This is a genomic window from Enterococcus viikkiensis, from assembly GCF_005405345.1.
In the GTDB taxonomy this organism is placed as follows: Bacteria; Bacillota; Bacilli; order Lactobacillales; family Enterococcaceae; genus Enterococcus_A; species Enterococcus_A viikkiensis.
Genome location: NZ_BJDW01000002.1, coordinates 206,922 through 224,366, shown reverse-complemented (window position 1 = coordinate 224,366; position 17,445 = coordinate 206,922). Strand labels below are relative to the sequence as shown.

Below are 17,445 nucleotides of genomic sequence, written 5' to 3'. Positions count from 1 at the left end.
TCCGGCATAGCTCAGTTGGTAGTAGCGCATGACTGTTAATCATGATGTCGTAGGTTCGAGTCCTACTGCCGGAGTTTCTCGAAAGAGAAAAAAGAGTATTGGGCCTTTGTGCTCCTATCTTGGAGAGTTGTCCGAGTGGCCGAAGGAGCATGATTGGAAATCATGTAGGCGGGTATTCCTGTCTCAAGGGTTCGAATCCCTTACTCTCCGTTACAATGTTTTTACTGGCCCGTTGGTCAAGCGGTTAAGACACCGCCCTTTCACGGCGGTAACACGGGTTCGAGTCCCGTACGGGTCATTTAATTAAATATATGGGGGTTTAGCTCAGCTGGGAGAGCATCTGCCTTACAAGCAGAGGGTCAGCGGTTCGAACCCGTTAACCCCCATTCGGTTCCGTGGTGTAGGGGTTAACATGCCTGCCTGTCACGCAGGAGATCGCGGGTTCAAATCCCGTCGGGACCGCCATTTGATTAAAAACTTTAAACTATTATATATGGCGCGGTAGCTCAGTTGGTAGAGCAACGGATTGAAGCTCCGTGTGTCGGCAGTTCGATTCTGTCCCGCGCCACCATGGAGGAGTAGCGAAGTGGCTAAACGCGACGGACTGTAAATCCGTTCCTTAGGGTTCAGTGGTTCGAATCCACTCTCCTCCATTTGTTTCAGGGGCATAGTTTAAAGGTAGAACAGCGGTCTCCAAAACCGTTAGTGTGGGTTCAATTCCTGCTGCCCCTGTTTTTTATTGATATGGCGATCGTGGCGAAGTGGTTAACGCACCGGATTGTGGCTCCGGCACTCGTGGGTTCGATTCCCATCGTTCGCCCTTTTTATTATTGGGGTATAGCCAAGCGGTAAGGCAAGGGACTTTGACTCCCTCATGCGTTGGTTCGAATCCAGCTACCCCAGTTTCTCAGAAAATATCAAGAAAACTTCTTGTAAAACTTGTTCTGAGATTAAAACAATAGTATAATGGCGGTATAGCCAAGTGGTAAGGCAGAGGTCTGCAAAACCTTCATCACCGGTTCAAATCCGGTTACCGCCTTAGTACTAAAATTATTATTATTGACATGCCGGCGTGGCGGAATTGGCAGACGCGCTGGACTCAAAATCCAGTGCCCTCACGGGCGTGCCGGTTCGACCCCGGCCGCCGGTATAAAGAGCTAAGATGTTATTTCATCTTAGTTTTTTGTTTGAAATTAAATAGTAACATGGCGATCGTGGCGAAGTGGTTAACGCACCGGATTGTGGCTCCGGCACTCGTGGGTTCGATTCCCATCGTTCGCCCTAACTAAGACTCAACAGAAATGTTGAGTCTTTTTTTGAATATAAATATAGGTTTAGGATAAGTTATCTGAACCCATCATTCAGATGAGGTACATGAACAGCGTACGAGCAGGTGTTATGTCAGATTTGCATTTTATTAATGATTGGGAACAGTACCCACTACCTTTAAAAAATATTCACCAGGTAGATTTTAATAAAGAGTGGTCAGAGAATCAGCCAGCATTTTATCACTATAACTTTGAAGTCGATGTCTTAAAGGATACGTACCTTGATACATCCGGTTTTGGGAAAGGCGTAGTCTTTGTTAATGGTTTCAATGTAGGACGATTTTGGGAGAAGGGGCCTACATTGTCACTTTTCATCCCCCGCGGAGTATTTAATGTAGGGTTAAGTGAAATAATTATTTTCGAAACAGAAGGGACGTATCAATCTAAAATTAGTTTAAGAGAACATCCTGTTCACATGGACATAGAGAGCTTAGAAGAAAAATGAGGTTTAGGGAGGATGTCAGAGAGAAAAGCGCTGGATTAGTTTCATCCTAACTATTTTAAAAAAGCTACTCTGTAATGTTTCTTAGAGGATGAATGGTTGCCTAAAAGCAGTCCCCCATTGAAATTGAAAAAAATGAGAGGTATGGGTTCGAGTACTCATATTCATTTAGAAAGAGAGGCTAAATAAATGTTTAGTCTCTCTTTTTGTGTTTCACGGGAATTAATACTTCAAACACTTGGTCTTCGGGCTGTTCAGAAGTTGCTTCATCTTGCCACAGTAGTTCCCAAATATCGCCATTTAACTCTAAGTCATTTTCCTTTAGATAATTTCTAAACCGGTTATTGAACGTATTAATGTGATGAATTTCGTCTTTCATAAACCCTGAGACATAATAGCCGGCAGGTCGTTGGACAACCCGCTGTTCATCATAAATCTGTAAGCGGTCCGCGGGAATTTTCACTAAGGCTCGGTAAGGTGCGGCATGGAAATTTTCTTCATAAAATGCGGTGCCATCAACTAAAAAGCCGATTGGATAACCACTGAATAAATCATTGCTTTCGACAGATGAGTAAAAGCGTCCATAAATTTGTACAGAGTCGATATCATCAAAATGCTCGATTGTTTCTGAGATGACAAAAGATTCTGCTTCGCGATACGAATAGGTGATGGACTCTAAATCAAAGTCCTTTAGGGTCGAGTATCGTTCAATGTAGCTGTCAAGGGAATGACGAATGGTGTTCAACGTAGCAATCTGCTCGTCTACTTTCTGTTTTTGTCGTATAAAACCAGAAAGTACATAATCCACATTTCGATTCTTCAGAAATATATGGATATCTTCTAAGGCAACATCGAGATTTTTCAATAAAAGAATGACATCCAACTCGAAATATTGATCGATTCCATAATAGCGATAACCATTATCGCCAATTTTTGCAGGTTTAAATAAGTCTATTTGATCGTAGTAAATCAAGGTACGACGACTGATTCCAGCGTATTTTGCCATCTCACTAATGGTTAAATATTTTTTCATAAAAAGTTCTCTCTTTCTGCTTGACTGTGACGTTACGTTACAGTTTATCCTATCATAAGAGAAGGAGGGAAAAAAGATGAAATTATTCAAAATCTTTTTCAAAGAATACCAGAAGATGTTCTTCATCACCTTCATCTTAATGATTGTACAGGCTGTTGGGACGTTGATGATTCCATTCTATGTCGCTGAAATTATTGATGAAGGTATTTTAACGCAGGACCAAGGAGCAATTTGGCGAAACGGGGCATTCATGCTTGGGATTGCTATTTTAACGGGAGTTGTTTCAATTATCGCTAGCTATTTTTCTGCCATTCTAGCCGGACGTTTTGGCTATTTTTTGCGGAAACGATTAGTGAACAAGACCCAGCAATTATCGATTGCCGATATGGATGAGTTTGGCACGCCGACTTTGCTAGCTCGGACAACGAGTGATATTACGAATATTCAGCAAATTATGATGATGGTCTTTCAAATGATTATTCCCGCACCACTGATTTGTCTTGCTTCCATTATTTTGACTGGAGTCATATCCTGGCGCTTTATTTGGATCCCGATCGCATCGATCGTCTTATTTTCAGTGGTCTCGTTCTTAGTAATCAAAAAAGCGATTCCTTTGGCTGACGTGATGCAACAACGGATGGATAAAATGATGCAGATCTTGAGAGAATTTTACACTGGCGTACGGGTGATCCGTGCGTTTAATAAAACGAACTTTGAAAAAGAACGGACGGATCAAACGTTTTCTAGCTATGCGGATGTCATGATTCGGGTAAATAAATTATTTGCTGTCTTAAACCCAACTGTCAATTTAGTAATGGGAATTGGAATGACAGCTGTGTTAGCTTTTGGTGGCGTGTTAGTGCTTCAAGGAAACGTGCCAATTGGTAGTTTAACAGCCATTAGCGAGTATACTATTTTAAGTTTATGGTTTTTGACGATGGCTGCAATGGTGATCGTGATGATCCCCAAAGCGTTGGCTTCACTAGAACGGGTTGGTGAAGTGCTAGCTAAGGAGGAAGAAATTGTTGATGGTCAGAAGGTCTCTTTTGAACCAAAAGCAGATTCACCAATCGCTGTCTTTGATCATGTTGATTTTGCCTATAGTGGTGCTGAAGAGGCTGTATTATCAGATATTACTTTTGAAATTCCGAAAGGGGTGACGGCGATCGTCGGTGGAACAGGTTCGGGTAAAAGTACGATTGCCAAAGCATTGTTGCGTTTGAAGGATACTACAAAAGGTGAAATTCGCTTCTTAGGTGACTCAATCCAAGACGTTACGCAAGAGGCGCTGAGAGCAAGGATCAGCTATGTTCCACAAAAAGCCTTTCTATTTAGTGGAACGGTCAAGGATAATTTTCTTTTTGGCAATCGGCAAGCGACAAAAGAAGAAATGAAACAAGCTGCTAGAATCGCTCAAGCCGAAGACTTTATCAATCATTTAGATGGACAATATGATGCTTTCGTGGCACAAAAAGGAAATAATTTTTCGGGCGGTCAGAAGCAACGACTAAGTATTGCTCGTGCATTAATCAAACCAGCTGATCTGTACTTTTTTGATGACAGTTTTTCGGCTTTAGATTATCAAACAGATGCAAAATTACGGAAAGCCTTAGAACAAGAACTAACGGAGGCCGCAATCGTGATCGTTGCTCAACGGCTCTCTACTATTAAGGATGCGGATCAGATTATTGTTTTAGATGAGGGCAGGATCGCAGGTAAAGGAACACATGAGGAATTACTGAAGACTTGTCAAGTGTATCAGGAGTTTGCGAAGTCTCAAGGAATGGAGGGGAAGAAGCATGAGCATCAAGCAAGTTGAGGAAAAACAACAAGCAACGGAAACGCCAAAAGAATTCAAAAAAACGGGCGTTCGTTTGTTGAAGTTATTATTTGAACAAAAAGGTCGTTTTTTGGTGATTATCACATCGGCTGTGTGTTTTGCGACTTTGATGGCCATCACGCCGTTAATTTTAGGTTGGGGGCTAGATGCGATCATTGCACTAGTTCGTAACAACCAAGTGAATTTAGAAAATTTATTTGCTTCACTTTTTCGCCCCGTTCTCCTTCTATTTCTAACTTGGGGTGGGGTGGCAGTATTCTCACTTTTGCAAGAATACACCATGGCTAGTGTCGCTGAAACGTTGACCTTGCGTTTGAGAAAATTATTGACGGATAAATTGAATCGTTTACCAATGAAATTTTTTGATCAATACAAGACGGGCGATGTTTTAACACGAGCCACACTGGATTTAGATAAAGTGTCCGAAGTATTACAAGTAGGGTTGATGCAACTGATTTCAGCCGTTTTATCAATTGTGATTGGGTTAGGATTGATGTTCTATTTGAGTCCCTTATTAACACTTTCAATCATCGCTATTTTGATTATTAGCCTTACGTTGACGAATTATCTCGCGCACAAGAATCAAGCTTATTTTTCTCAGAATCAAGCGGCTTTAGGGGCTGTTGGAACCAAAGCTGAGGAAAACTATTCTGGGAATCTTTTGATCAAAGCCTACAATCGTCAACAGCAAACAATGGCAGAATTGGATGAATTAAATGAAGCTCAGTTTCAAGCGTTCAAAAAAGCGCAGTTTGTCAGTTTCGCTATCAATCCTTTGATTCGCTTAATCAACCAACTAGGTTTTGTGACTAGCGCGGTTGTGGGAGGAATCATGGTGATTAACGGTCAATTATCGATTGGTCTAGTACAAGCCTATCTCCAATATGTGAATCAAGTCTCTGAACCGATCACTCAGGTTTCATACGTGATCAATAGTCTGCAAAGTGCCTTTGCAGCTTTAGAACGCATCTTTGAAATATTGGATCAAGAAGAAGAAGTAGCAGATGGCTTGAATCTTTCGGTTCCAGAAAAATTACGTGGCGAAGTTCATTTTAAGCAAGTTGCCTTTGGTTATACACCTGAGCGGTTATTGATGGAAGAGGTCAATTTCAAAGTGAAGCCTAAACAAATGGTAGCAATCGTTGGTCCCACCGGTGCTGGAAAAACGACGATGATCAATTTACTGATGCGTTTTTATGAATTAACTAATGGTCAAATCGAAGTGGATGGTAAGAATATTACGCATTTTTCACGAGCAGCGATTCGTCAGAAATTTGGGATGGTTTTGCAAGATACTTGGTTGTTTGAAGGAACGGTGGCAGAAAATATTGCTTATAGCCGACCTGATGCGACACGACAAGAGATCATCCAAGCAGCCAAAGACGCTCAGTGTCATCATTTCATTCGAACCTTGCCAAATGGGTATGACACAGTCATTTCGTCAGATGGTACTCAGATCTCGCAAGGTCAGCAGCAGCTATTAACAATTGCTCGGGCGATTTTAGCTGATCCGCAATTGTTAATCTTAGATGAAGCGACATCAAGCGTCGACACACGGACGGAAGGGATGATCCAACAAGCAATGGATCAATTAACTTCGGAACGGACAAGTTTTGTAATCGCCCACCGGCTGTCTACCATTAAGAATGCAGACTTGATTCTGGTTATGAAAGATGGAGCGATCATTGAACAAGGAAGTCACCGGAGTTTAATGAAGAGAGGCGACTTTTACGCGAATCTTTATAATAGCCAGTTTGCTAGTTAATAGCCTGTGACAGAACTGTTTGGTTTATTTCCGAAGAGAGGCTACTATTGGAACACCGTTTATTCGTAAAAAGGACCTGTGACAAGAATTTTGTCACAGGTTCTTTTTTTCTTTGGAAAAAAAATAGTGAGAAAACATTCTGAAAATTCATTGACTTTTAATCTTATCAACTGTATAGTATAAAAAAATGATTAAGATATTATTAGAAGATTAAGGAGCCGATTTTCATGCGCAAGAGTAAATACACTAATTTTGATGGCATCGTCTTATTAATTATTGAGTTCAGGACTTAGAACGCGGAAACGTACAATCCGTTAGTTTGAGTCCTGTTTGCGTTAGAAATGGGATTCTTGCAAGAGCATCCCATTAATTAATGGGGTGCTCTTTTTTATGAAACACTGAAAAATCTGATACTACTATTTTGGCTTTTTGACAATCAATTGAAAGCCTCTATTACAAGCAGGGAGATGTGACTATGAGAAGTGATCAAATTAAAAAAGGGATTGAAGCGGCACCCGCCAGAAGCCTATTGTATGCGACTGGCCAAGTTAAAAATATTCACGATATGGACAAGCCCTTTATTGCAATCTGCAATTCTTATATCGATATTGTACCAGGGCATGTTCATTTGCGGGAGTTGGCAGATGTAGCGAAGGAAGCGATTCGTGAAGCTGGTGGAATTCCCTTTGAATTTAACACAATCGGGGTAGACGACGGAATCGCGATGGGGCATATCGGCATGCGTTATTCTCTCCCAAGTCGTGAGTTAATTGCAGACGCAGCAGAGACGGTAATTAATGCTCATTGGTTTGACGGCGTTTTTTACATTCCTAATTGTGACAAAATCACACCGGGAATGATCATGGCAGCTGTTCGGACAAATGTTCCTTCAATTTTTTGTTCAGGCGGACCGATGAAGGCTGGGACGGATCCTCACGGCCATCAAACCACACTTTCCTCGATGTTTGAAGCAGTGGGGGCTTTTAAGGAGGGGCAAATGTCGAAAGAAGATTTTCTCTTTATGGAACAAAATGCTTGTCCAACCTGTGGGTCTTGTGCCGGGATGTTTACCGCTAATTCAATGAACTGCTTGCTCGAAATTTTAGGGCTGGCTTTACCTGGTAACGGCACCGTCTTAGCGGTCTCTGATGAACGGCGGGAGCTGGTCCGTGAATCTGCGAAGCATTTAATGAATCTTGTGAAAAAGCAAATTAAGCCGCGAGACATTGTGACTAAAGAAGCGATTGACGATGCTTTTGCTTTAGACATGGCGATGGGGGGCTCAACCAACACTGTGCTTCATACGTTAGCAATCGCTAATGAGGCGGCAATCGATTACGATCAAGCAGACATCAATCAGATCGCCAAACGAGTTCCCTATCTTTCTAAAATCGCTCCTTCTTCTAGTTATTCGATGCACGATGTACATGAAGCGGGTGGTGTACCGGCGATTATTAATGAATTAGTCTCAATCGACGGTGCGATCCATTCTGATCGAATCACCGTCACTGGGAAGACGTTACGTGAAAATGTCGCCTCGGCCAAAATCATGAACGAGGAAGTGATTCATCCGAAAAGCGCGCCTTATAGTCCGGTCGGTGGTCTTTCGATTCTTTATGGCAATATCGCACCAGAAGGCAGTGTTATCAAAGTCGGCGGAGTTGATCCAAGTATCAAAGTCTTTAAGGGCAGAGCCATCTGTTTTGCTTCTCACGATGAGGCAGTTGAAGCAATTGATAATCATACTGTCACGAAAGGCCATGTTGTGGTGATTCGTTATGAAGGACCAAAAGGCGGACCGGGAATGCCGGAGATGCTGGCACCGACCTCTAGTATCGTTGGACGAGGCTTAGGAAAAGATGTGGCGTTGATTACCGATGGGCGTTTTTCTGGGGCAACGCGCGGTATCGCAGTGGGGCACGTTTCTCCGGAAGCCGCTGCAGGCGGACCGATTGCTTTGGTTCAAGACGGCGATGAAATTACGATCGATTTGACCAATCGAACATTAGATGTGGCTGTAACTCCAGAAGAATTAGCGAAGCGACTAGAAACATTGACGAAATTTCAGCCAAAAGTCAAAAAAGGCTGGTTGGCACGTTACTCAGCCTTAGTTACGTCAGCACATACCGGTGGGGTCATGAAATTACCGGAAGAATAAGTGGTATAGTCAGATCGCTATCATGGGAACAACAAGCATTTCTTTAAAAAATACATCATATACGGAGTTAGGGGGAATAGGGGTGAAAGAAATGAAGCAAGAAATCGCAGACGAAGAGCTGCAATCTGGAGCCGATCTATTGATCAAATGTTTAGAAAATCAAGGAGTCGAATTAATTTTCGGCTATCCTGGCGGGTCTGTCCTACCGTTGTATGACGCACTCTATGATGAGCCGATTCCTAACATTTTGACACGCCATGAACAAGGAGCCGTACATGCGGCTGAAGGCTATGCGAAAGCGACTGGCAATCCCGGCGTCGTCATCGTAACAAGCGGACCTGGAGCCACTAATGTTGTAACGGGAATCGCTGATGCGATGATCGATTCTGTACCATTGGTAGTTATTACGGGGCAAGTTACCACACTGGGAATTGGCAAGGATGCCTTTCAAGAAGCGGATATGTTAGGAATCACTGTACCGATCACGAAAAACAATTATCAAGTTCGGGATATTGAGGAATTGCCACGGATTATCAATGAAGCTTTCCACATTGCAACGACTGGCAGAAAAGGTCCGGTGTTGATTGATTTGCCAAAGGATATCACAGTATTGAGGGCCAATCCTAAGATGGATCAAGCCGTTCATTTAGAAAGCTACCAGCCGACCAAAAATCCTTCTGTCTTACAAATCGAACGGTTAATGAACTTATTGAAAAAGGCGAAGAAACCACTAGTTTTAGCAGGTGGCGGTGTCGTGGCCGCAAATGGCGGAAACGAATTACGGCAATTTGTTGAAAAATATCAATTGCCGACGGTGACCACCTTGCTAGGTTTAGGCTTACTGCCGCATGAACATCCGAGTTTTCTTGGCATGGGAGGAATGCACGGAACCTATGCCGCCAATATTGCCATGATGGAAACCGATCTATTGATCAATATCGGTAGTCGCTTCGATGATCGCTTAGCTTGTTCACCGGAAGCCTTCGCCCCCCATGCCAAGGTCGCTCATATCGATGTCGATCCGGTAGAAATCGGTAAGATCATCAAGACGGATATTCCAATCGTAGGCGATGCGAAAATCGCTTTGCAACAAATGCTTGAAATCAAGTTGGATTCACCTGATTACGCAGAATGGCGAATCGAGTGTCAAGCCCGCAAAGAGAAATATCCCTTGAAATACAAACGGGATGAACAAAAAATCAAACCGCAAGAAGTGGTAGAAATCGTTGGTCGGATTACTAAAGGGAAGGCATATGTCGTAACTGATGTTGGGCAGCATCAAATGTGGGCGGCGCAATTTTATCCCTTCCAATTTCCTAGACAGCTGATTACTAGTGGCGGCTTAGGAACGATGGGCTATGGAATACCCGCGGGCATCGGCGTGAAATTTGCCAAGAAAAAGGAAACGGTTGTGGTTTTTGTTGGCGATGGAGGCTTCCAAATGACCAATCAAGAATTGGCGATTTTAAACCAAAATGATTTAGACATCAAATTTATTCTATTGAATAATCGTTCCCTGGGAATGGTTCGCCAATGGCAAGAAACCTTCTTTAATGAACGACGCTCTCAATCGGTTTTCAATGAACAACCGGACTTTATGAAAATGGCGGAAGCTTATGGCATTGCCGGTAGAAAAATCTCGAACCCGACCACTTTGGAAAAAGAGTTGAGAGAAGCCTTTACCACAGACGGGCCGATGCTGATCGAAGTGATGATCTGTAACCGAGAACACGTGCTGCCAATGATTCCTGCAGGGATGCCAAATGATCAGATGTTGGGGGTTGATTAAATGAGACGGATGATTACAGCGATGGTTCACGACCAAGTAGGGGTACTTAGTCGGATCACCAGTGTGTTAAATCGGCGGCAGGTAAATATGGATAGTGTTTCAGTTGGGCGAACGGAGAAAGATGGCGAATCTCGGATGACGATCATTATCCAAGCCGAGACCTTAGCTGATGTAGAACAAGTAACCAAACAACTGAACAAGCAGATCGATGTAGTGAAGGTATCGGATGTGACGGATGAACCACATTTGGAAAGAGAATTGGCTTTGATTAAAGTCAATGCGCCAGCCGTGGCTCGTTCAGAAATTCAAGCGATGATTGAACCTTTTCGTGCAGATGTAGTGGATGTCGGGTTGAAAACAATCGTCGTCCAAGTGGCTGGATCGAGTGAAAAAGTCCATGCCTGTATCGATGTTTTAAGACCTTACGGCATTAAACAGTTAGCACGAACCGGTGTGACCGGATTTAACAGAGGTTAAACGCAAATTCTTTTTTGATTTTGCTCTATTAATATAGTTTAAAAAATTGGAGGAAAAATTATGGTTAAAGTTTATTATGATGATGCAGTAGCGAAGGATGCTTTAGAAGGAAAAACAATCGCGGTTGTGGGTTACGGCTCACAAGGCCACGCCCACGCTCAAAATCTTAGAGACACAGGTCACCAAGTCGTGATCGGGATTCGCGAAGGGAAATCTGCTGCAGCGGCGCGAGAAGATGGATTCGACGTGTTGCCAGTCGCCGAAGCAGCCAAGAAAGCCGAAGTAGTCATGATTTTAGCTCCAGATGAAATCCAAGGAACATTATACGAAAACGAAATCGCACCGAATTTAGATGAAGGCGATGCGTTGGTCTTTGCCCACGGCTTTAATATTCATTTTGATGTTATCACTCCACCTAAAAATGTGGATGTTTTCTTAGTAGCGCCCAAAGGTCCCGGACACTTGGTTCGTCGCACCTTTACAGAAGGCTTTGCGGTACCAGCCTTATTCGCTGTTTATCAAGATGCAACAGGAACGGCTCAAGAGTTGGCGCTGTCTTATGCTAAAGGCATTGGCGCGACACGAGTAGGTGTTTTGGAAACAACTTTTAAGGAAGAAACGGAAACCGATCTATTCGGTGAACAAGCAGTGCTTTGTGGTGGTTTAACAAGTATGATTGAGGCGGGCTTTGAGACCCTAGTCGAAGCAGGCTACCAACCTGAATTGGCTTATTTCGAAGTATGTCATGAAATGAAGTTAATCGTTGATTTGATCTATGAAGGTGGTTTTGCAAAAATGCGTAACTCTATCTCAAATACTGCTGAATACGGTGACTATGTCTCTGGTCCACGAGTAATCACAGAGACGGCCAAAGCGGGGATGAAGGATATTTTAACAGATATCCAAAATGGTCAATTTGCTAAAGGGTTTATCGATGACAATAAGGCCGGTTTCCCTGAATTCAATCAGATGCGTAAAGAAAGTGCCGGTCATCAAATTGAAGAAGTCGGTAGCGAATTAAGAAAAATGATGCCATTTGTGAGTCGCAAAGATTAATAGGGGGTGCAACGATGGAATTGATCAATGATACAGAGGTTCGTAGTGCCTATCAATTATTGAAGAACGCTGTGAATCATACGCCGTTGCAATATGATCGCCATTTATCTGAAAAGTACCAGGCAACTGTTCTGCTGAAACGGGAAGATCTGCAAAAGGTTCGTTCATTTAAATTACGCGGGGCCTATTATGCGATTAAGAAGCTTCCTGAGTCAGAACTAAAAAAAGGGGTCGTTTGCGCCAGTGCGGGCAATCACGCACAAGGGATCGCGTATACTTGCCATGAATTACAAGCAAAAGCCGCCATCTTTATGCCGACCACCACGCCGCAGCAAAAGGTGTCGCAAGTAAAATTTTTTGGTGGCGAGTTTGCGGACATTCATTTGGTAGGTGATACCTTTGATGCTTCTGCTACGGCTGCAAGAGCGTTTTGTAAAGAAAAGAATATGACTTTTATCGATCCCTTTAATGACAAAAATATTATTGCTGGTCAAGGAACGTTAGCATTGGAAATGATGGCAGATGCTGAAAGTGAAGGCTATAAACCTGATTACGTGATCACAGCGATCGGTGGTGGGGGATTGATCAGTGGTGTTTCCGCTTATGTGAAAAGTACTTCGCCCTTCACTAAGGTGATCGGGGTAGAACCAAAAGGCGCGGCTTCCATGCAAGCGGCGCTTGAAGAAGACCAACCCGTCAAGTTAGCTGAAATCGACAAATTCGTTGATGGTGCAGCGGTTCAGCAGGTCGGGGATATTACCTACGCACACAGTAAAAAGTATGTTGATGACTTAAAGTTAGTAGATGAAGGACTGATCTGTTCAACGATTTTAGATTTATATGGTAAACAAGCGATCGTGGTTGAACCGGCCGGGGCGCTGAGTGTGGCGGCTTTAGAATTAATGAAGGATCAGCTTAAAGGAAAAACGGTGGTTTGTGTTATCAGCGGCGGCAACAACGATATCAACCGCATGGCAGAGATCGAAGAACGGTCATTAATCTATGAAGGTTTGAAGCATTATTTTGTAGTGAATTTTCCGCAACGTCCCGGAGCACTGAAAGAATTCGTCTCGGATATTTTAGGGGAGGGCGACGATATTACTCGTTTTGAGTATACAAAAAAGGGCAATCGGGGAACTGGACCAGTGGTTATCGGAGTGTTGTTGGAAAAACCAGAAACGTTGCCGGAGTTACTGAATCGATTGAAAGAATTTGATTCAACGTATATTGAATTAAGTCAGAACAAAACACTCTACAATTTGTTAGTCTAAACACTGGCCCCCAAATATTCTTTTGGGGGCCAGTGTTATTTTACAAGGTTAATTGATGATCGGAGTTGAAATAGTTTTTATATGCAAAATAGCCGGCAATGATCGAACCAAGACTCGTTGCAGATAGTAGCATAAAGGTGACCATAATCTGATATTTTATAGCATGAACAGGATCGAGACCCGCAAAAATCAAGCCCGACATCATGCCAGGCAAACTGACTAATCCAACTGTTTTTGCGGAATCAATCGTTGGCTGCATCGCAGTCTTAATACTTTGTTGAAGAAGTGGCTTCGACGCGAGTTTGATCGATGCTCCCAATGCTAACTTTTCTAACGTTTGTTGGCGGAGATCATGAAACTGTGTATTTAATCCACGATAACATAACCCGATAGCGATCATCGAATTGCTGGCAATCATCCCAGTAATGGGTACGATTTGAGAAGGTACAAATTTGATAGCTCCTGATAAAATCAACACTCCAAGTGTGATCGAGGTGCTAATAAAAATCGCTGCTAATGAGTGGATATATTTTTTGTTGCGAGCAGGGTTTCTTTTATGAGCGTTCCAAGCGGCATTTAGCACAATGAAAAGGCTCATTCCCAACGTCAATAAGTTGTTGTTGACTTGAAAAATGTATTTTAACAGATATCCTACGATAATTAATTGGACAATCGCTCGTAAAATGCTAAAAAAAATATCTTTCGATAAATTTAATTTTTCTTTAGCACTTATAACTACTGCGATTAGAACCAGTGCAAAGGCTAGAAACAAGGAAAGATTATTAACTGTTAATGGATTCATTGATCTAAACTCCCCCCTTTAATAACTAATAATTGTTCAGCCGTTTTTATTTCTGATTCATCATGAGTTACTTGTATTATCGTACAGCCCTTTTGCTGAAGTTGTTTAATCAGACGATGAATAATAGTTTTTGTCTGTTCATCCAAACCAGCGGTTACTTCATCTAATAACAAAACTTGCGGTAAAAATAAAATATTACGGAGTAGAGCTACTCGCTGTCGCTCACCACCAGAAAGTTCGGTTATTTGTTTAGTTAGATACTCTTTTGGCAAGTCAACCAGTTGAAGGTGAGTGAGCATGTTCTCTGTATCAGGTTCTTTGTCGCGAATTACATAAGGAAATGCAAGATTGTCTAACACGGTTTCACCGAATAAAGAAGGTTGCTGAAAACAATAGGATACTTGTTGTCGGTATTCGGTGTAATCATAATTGCTTTGTTCTTTGTCGTGAAAAAGAATAACACCGCTAGTCGGGGTTAGTAATGACGCTATGAGACGGAGTAAGGTGCTTTTCCCTCCTCCAGAGGGTCCGGTTAACGTTAAAATTTCTCCTTTAACAATTGATAGAGTAATTTGATCTAAAATTAGACGTGGTCCCGTTTGGTAACTAACAGCATTTAAATCTAGTAAAGTCATATTAATCATTATCCTCTCTCGGAGTATAGGGAATGACAATAAAAAGATCGGGTTGTTCCTCAATCACGAAATGTTTTAATTTTTGCTCAGGATAGAAAACGAAATGTCCTTCTTGAGCAAAGCGCTCAAAAAAATAATTCTTCACTTGGCTGTCGGTCCATTGCCTAGCAGGAAAGTGCCAGAAATGGCCGTTTTCCAACACAAAAACGAAACCAGGACTAAAAGCTTTTTTTATTTCATTCGGAAACCGAGTTAATTGTTTTTGAAAATCATTCATCTATTATTTTCCTCCATTCTCCATGTTTTCATTCGTGTTGCAATGTCTGATATTCCTAGTATTTACTAAGTATACCTCATTTGACCAGGAGTGCCAGTATTGGAATTTTCATAAGTTATGAAAATGAAAGCAAAATAGTTGGAGTTTGACCAATTCTGATGTATTATACTGTCAGACGGTTACTTACAAAAAGTAAAAGTGTAAATCTTTTTCATTTTGTTAAAAATGTTTTACACTATATCCGTAAGAATTTTTACACTTTCTAGGAGGTTTGTTTATTATGGCAAAAGAACATTATGATAGAAGTAAACCACACGTTAATATCGGTACCATCGGTCACGTCGATCATGGTAAAACGACATTAACGGCAGCAATCACTACGGTATTAGGTAAAAAAGGTCTAGCAAACCCTCAAGACTACGCTAGTATCGATGCTGCACCAGAAGAACGTGAACGTGGTATCACTATCAATACCGCACACGTAGAATACGAAACAGAAAAACGTCACTATGCTCACATCGACGCTCCAGGACACGCGGACTATGTTAAAAACATGATCACCGGTGCTGCTCAAATGGACGGCGCAATCTTAGTTGTATCAGCTACAGATGGCCCAATGCCACAAACACGTGAACATATTTTGTTATCACGTCAAGTAGGTGTTAAATACTTGATCGTCTTCTTAAACAAAGTTGACTTAGTAGATGACGAAGAATTGATCGATTTAGTTGAGATGGAAGTTCGTGAATTGCTTTCTGAATATGGTTTCCCAGGCGATGATATTCCTGTTCTTAAAGGATCTGCTTTGAAAGCTTTAGAAGGCGATCCAGAACAAGAACAAGTTATCCTTGACTTAATGGATACGGTTGATGAATATATCCCAACTCCAGAACGTGACAACGACAAACCATTCTTGTTACCAGTGGAAGATGTCTTCTCAATTACAGGTCGTGGTACCGTTGCATCTGGTCGTATTGATCGTGGTGAAGTCAAAGTCGGCGACGAAATTGAAATCATCGGGATCAAACCTGAAGTTCAAAAAGCGGTCGTTACTGGACTTGAAATGTTCCGTAAAACATTGGATTATGGTGAAGCCGGCGATAACGTTGGGGTTCTATTACGTGGTATCACTCGTGATGAAATCGAACGTGGCCAAGTTCTTGCTAAACCAGGTTCAATCACACCACATACAAAATTCAAAGCTGAAGTTTACGTATTGACCAAAGAAGAAGGCGGACGTCATACACCATTCTTTAACAACTATCGTCCACAATTCTACTTCCGTACAACCGACGTTACCGGTAATATTTTATTGCCAGAAGGTACTGAAATGGTAATGCCTGGCGATAACGTAACCATCGACGTTGATTTGATCCATCCAATCGCAGTAGAACAAGGTACAACCTTCTCTATTCGTGAAGGTGGTCGGACTGTTGGTTCAGGTATCGTAACTGAAATCGAAAAATGATACGATTTATTGAACACGTGGCCTTTTGGTCGCGTGTTTTTTTCGCAGCTCTTTTTGCTAAAGTAAAAGCAATGTGACCTGCTATGATTGTTTCAACAAATTGATTGAAGGATAGAGTGTCGGGTACGGAGCAAGTCTTCGCAAGCCCTACGACCTATCATCAAGGAAAGAATATTGTATGGAGTTTTGGGGAGTTGTCACTTTTTTCATCAGCTGAGGGTTAAAAAGAATGACTGATCTGGCTTTTTCACTTGAGGAGGGAGTCATTCGCTGTCAGTCATCCGTGACGAAGGAAAGGATTTATCGAATCTTATTAGAGTATAGAAAAACCCGAGAAATCTAAAGTTGATTTCTCGGGTTTCTTTTTATACGTTTAAGACTTTATTCAAGAAGTCTTGCGTTCTTGGGTTGTGAGGATTGTTGAAGACTTGTTCTGGTGTACCGTCTTCTAAAATCTTGCCGCCGTCAGTAAAGATTACACGGTCGGCCACTTCTTTGGCGAAGCCCATTTCGTGGGTTACGATAACCATCGTCATTCCTTGTAGCGCCAGATCCTTCATTACTTGAAGGACATCGCCAACCATCTCGGGATCGAGCGCGGAAGTCGGTTCGTCAAACAGCATCACGTCGGGGTTCATCGCTAACGCACGAGCGATCGCCACCCGCTGTTTTTGTCCACCGGAAAGACTACCAGGGTAATCGTCCTTTTTCTCTGCAAGCCCAACTTGAGTCAATAATTCAACAGCTCGCTTCTCCGCTGCATCTTTTGCTTCGCCTTTTAAATCTAATGGGGCTAAGGTGATATTTTGCAGCACAGTTAGGTGAGGGAATAGGTTAAAATGCTGGAACACCATACCAATATGCTGACGAACTAAGTTGATATCCGTATGGGGATCCGTCAAGTCTTGCCCATCAATAATAATTTCACCCGAAGTTGGATCTTCCAGACGGTTCATACAACGTAGGAAGGTACTTTTTCCTGAACCAGATGGGCCGATAATACAAACAACTTCACCTTCGCTGATACTAATATTCAAGTCATTCAATACCGTGTTATCACCGAATTTTTTTACTAAATGATTAACTACTATTTTTTTATCCATC

The 17,445-nt window shown here is 42.2% G+C and carries 14 protein-coding genes and 13 tRNA genes; 22 read left to right on the top strand and 5 right to left on the bottom strand.

From position 1 onward, the window contains the following. From FFM67_RS02405 to FFM67_RS02340, 14 genes are all read left to right on the top strand, one after another. Nucleotides 1-74 (top strand) — tRNA-Asn (locus FFM67_RS02405). Between the two features lie 47 nt (nucleotides 75-121). Beyond that, a tRNA-Ser gene (locus FFM67_RS02400) sits at nucleotides 122-210 on the top strand. A 16-nt stretch (nucleotides 211-226) separates the two neighbouring features. Continuing rightward, nucleotides 227-298: transfer RNA gene (locus FFM67_RS02395), tRNA-Glu, on the top strand. A gap of 15 nt (nucleotides 299-313) precedes the next feature. Further along, nucleotides 314-386 (top strand) — tRNA-Val (locus FFM67_RS02390). 3 nt (nucleotides 387-389) lie between these two features. Continuing rightward, nucleotides 390-465, top strand: a tRNA-Asp gene (locus FFM67_RS02385). Between the two features lie 30 nt (nucleotides 466-495). Beyond that, nucleotides 496-571 (top strand) — tRNA-Phe (locus FFM67_RS02380). Between the two features lies 1 nt (nucleotide 572). Next, a tRNA-Tyr gene (locus tag FFM67_RS02375) sits at nucleotides 573-653 on the top strand. A gap of 8 nt (nucleotides 654-661) precedes the next feature. After that, nucleotides 662-732: transfer RNA gene (locus FFM67_RS02370), tRNA-Trp, on the top strand. Nucleotides 733-747: 15 nt separating this feature from the next. Then, nucleotides 748-820 (top strand) — tRNA-His (locus tag FFM67_RS02365). A gap of 11 nt (nucleotides 821-831) precedes the next feature. After that, nucleotides 832-903 (top strand) — tRNA-Gln (locus tag FFM67_RS02360). Nucleotides 904-968: 65 nt separating this feature from the next. Continuing rightward, nucleotides 969-1,039, top strand: a tRNA-Cys gene (locus tag FFM67_RS02355). Between the two features lie 27 nt (nucleotides 1,040-1,066). Beyond that, nucleotides 1,067-1,150 (top strand) — tRNA-Leu (locus FFM67_RS02350). A gap of 58 nt (nucleotides 1,151-1,208) precedes the next feature. Then, a tRNA-His gene (locus FFM67_RS02345) sits at nucleotides 1,209-1,281 on the top strand. A 117-nt stretch (nucleotides 1,282-1,398) separates the two neighbouring features. Then, a complete protein-coding gene (locus FFM67_RS02340) occupies nucleotides 1,399-1,773 on the top strand; it encodes a hypothetical protein (RefSeq protein ID WP_137613061.1) in 375 nt (124 codons plus the stop codon). Nucleotides 1,774-1,963: 190 nt separating this feature from the next. Here the strand turns inward: FFM67_RS02340 and FFM67_RS02335 are convergent, their stop codons facing one another. Then, nucleotides 1,964-2,803 (bottom strand): MerR family DNA-binding transcriptional regulator, encoded by an 840-nt coding sequence (locus FFM67_RS02335; RefSeq protein ID WP_137613060.1) that lies wholly within the window; start codon nucleotides 2,801-2,803, stop codon nucleotides 1,964-1,966. Between the two features lie 76 nt (nucleotides 2,804-2,879). On the opposite strand from FFM67_RS02335, the gene FFM67_RS02330 reads away from it, so the two are divergent. From FFM67_RS02330 to ilvA, 7 genes are all read left to right on the top strand, one after another. Next, nucleotides 2,880-4,622 (top strand): ABC transporter ATP-binding protein, encoded by a 1,743-nt coding sequence (locus tag FFM67_RS02330; RefSeq protein WP_137613059.1) that lies wholly within the window; start codon nucleotides 2,880-2,882, stop codon nucleotides 4,620-4,622. Beyond that, the gene (locus tag FFM67_RS02325) at nucleotides 4,603-6,408 is read left to right on the top strand and encodes an ABC transporter ATP-binding protein (RefSeq protein WP_137613058.1); all 1,806 of its coding nucleotides are present in this window, start codon (nucleotides 4,603-4,605) and stop codon (nucleotides 6,406-6,408) included. The genes FFM67_RS02330 and FFM67_RS02325 overlap by 20 nt, the downstream gene beginning before the upstream one ends. A gap of 475 nt (nucleotides 6,409-6,883) precedes the next feature. Then, a complete protein-coding gene (gene ilvD, locus FFM67_RS02320; RefSeq protein WP_137613057.1) occupies nucleotides 6,884-8,566 on the top strand; it encodes a dihydroxy-acid dehydratase in 1,683 nt (560 codons plus the stop codon). Nucleotides 8,567-8,657: 91 nt separating this feature from the next. Continuing rightward, nucleotides 8,658-10,355 carry a biosynthetic-type acetolactate synthase large subunit gene (gene ilvB / locus FFM67_RS02315; protein ID WP_170177978.1) on the top strand — a complete coding sequence of 566 codons (1,698 nt, stop codon included), beginning with the start codon at nucleotides 8,658-8,660 and terminating at the stop codon, nucleotides 10,353-10,355. Further along, a complete protein-coding gene (gene ilvN / locus FFM67_RS02310) occupies nucleotides 10,356-10,832 on the top strand; it encodes an acetolactate synthase small subunit (RefSeq protein ID WP_137613055.1) in 477 nt (158 codons plus the stop codon). It abuts the gene before it with no gap. A gap of 60 nt (nucleotides 10,833-10,892) precedes the next feature. Beyond that, entirely contained in the window at nucleotides 10,893-11,888 is a 996-nt protein-coding gene (gene ilvC, locus FFM67_RS02305; RefSeq protein WP_137613054.1) for a ketol-acid reductoisomerase, read from the top strand. Between the two features lie 14 nt (nucleotides 11,889-11,902). Further along, nucleotides 11,903-13,159, top strand: coding sequence for a threonine ammonia-lyase IlvA (gene ilvA / locus FFM67_RS02300; RefSeq protein ID WP_137613053.1), 1,257 nt, complete (start codon nucleotides 11,903-11,905; stop codon nucleotides 13,157-13,159). A 40-nt stretch (nucleotides 13,160-13,199) separates the two neighbouring features. On the opposite strand, the gene FFM67_RS02295 is transcribed toward ilvA, so the two are convergent. Genes FFM67_RS02295 through FFM67_RS02285 form a run of 3 tightly spaced genes read right to left on the bottom strand, consistent with a single transcriptional unit; the run spans nucleotide 13,200 to nucleotide 14,873 of the window. Next, nucleotides 13,200-13,961, bottom strand: a complete 762-nt coding sequence (locus FFM67_RS02295; RefSeq protein WP_137613052.1) for an ABC transporter permease — start codon at nucleotides 13,959-13,961, stop codon at nucleotides 13,200-13,202. Further along, nucleotides 13,958-14,596, bottom strand: coding sequence for an ABC transporter ATP-binding protein (locus FFM67_RS02290; RefSeq protein WP_137613070.1), 639 nt, complete (start codon nucleotides 14,594-14,596; stop codon nucleotides 13,958-13,960). The genes FFM67_RS02295 and FFM67_RS02290 overlap by 4 nt, the downstream gene beginning before the upstream one ends. Nucleotide 14,597: 1 nt before the next feature. Further along, on the bottom strand, nucleotides 14,598-14,873 hold the full coding sequence (locus tag FFM67_RS02285; protein WP_137613051.1) for a hypothetical protein: 276 nt from the start codon (nucleotides 14,871-14,873) through the stop codon (nucleotides 14,598-14,600). A 280-nt stretch (nucleotides 14,874-15,153) separates the two neighbouring features. Here FFM67_RS02285 and tuf point away from each other — a divergent pair, with 280 nt between their 5' ends. Beyond that, on the top strand, nucleotides 15,154-16,341 hold the full coding sequence (gene tuf / locus FFM67_RS02280; RefSeq protein WP_071862801.1) for an elongation factor Tu: 1,188 nt from the start codon (nucleotides 15,154-15,156) through the stop codon (nucleotides 16,339-16,341). 365 nt (nucleotides 16,342-16,706) lie between these two features. On the opposite strand, the gene FFM67_RS02275 is transcribed toward tuf, so the two are convergent. Next, the gene (locus tag FFM67_RS02275) at nucleotides 16,707-17,444 is read right to left on the bottom strand and encodes an amino acid ABC transporter ATP-binding protein (RefSeq protein WP_137613050.1); all 738 of its coding nucleotides are present in this window, start codon (nucleotides 17,442-17,444) and stop codon (nucleotides 16,707-16,709) included. Nucleotide 17,445: the final 1 nt, after the last annotated feature.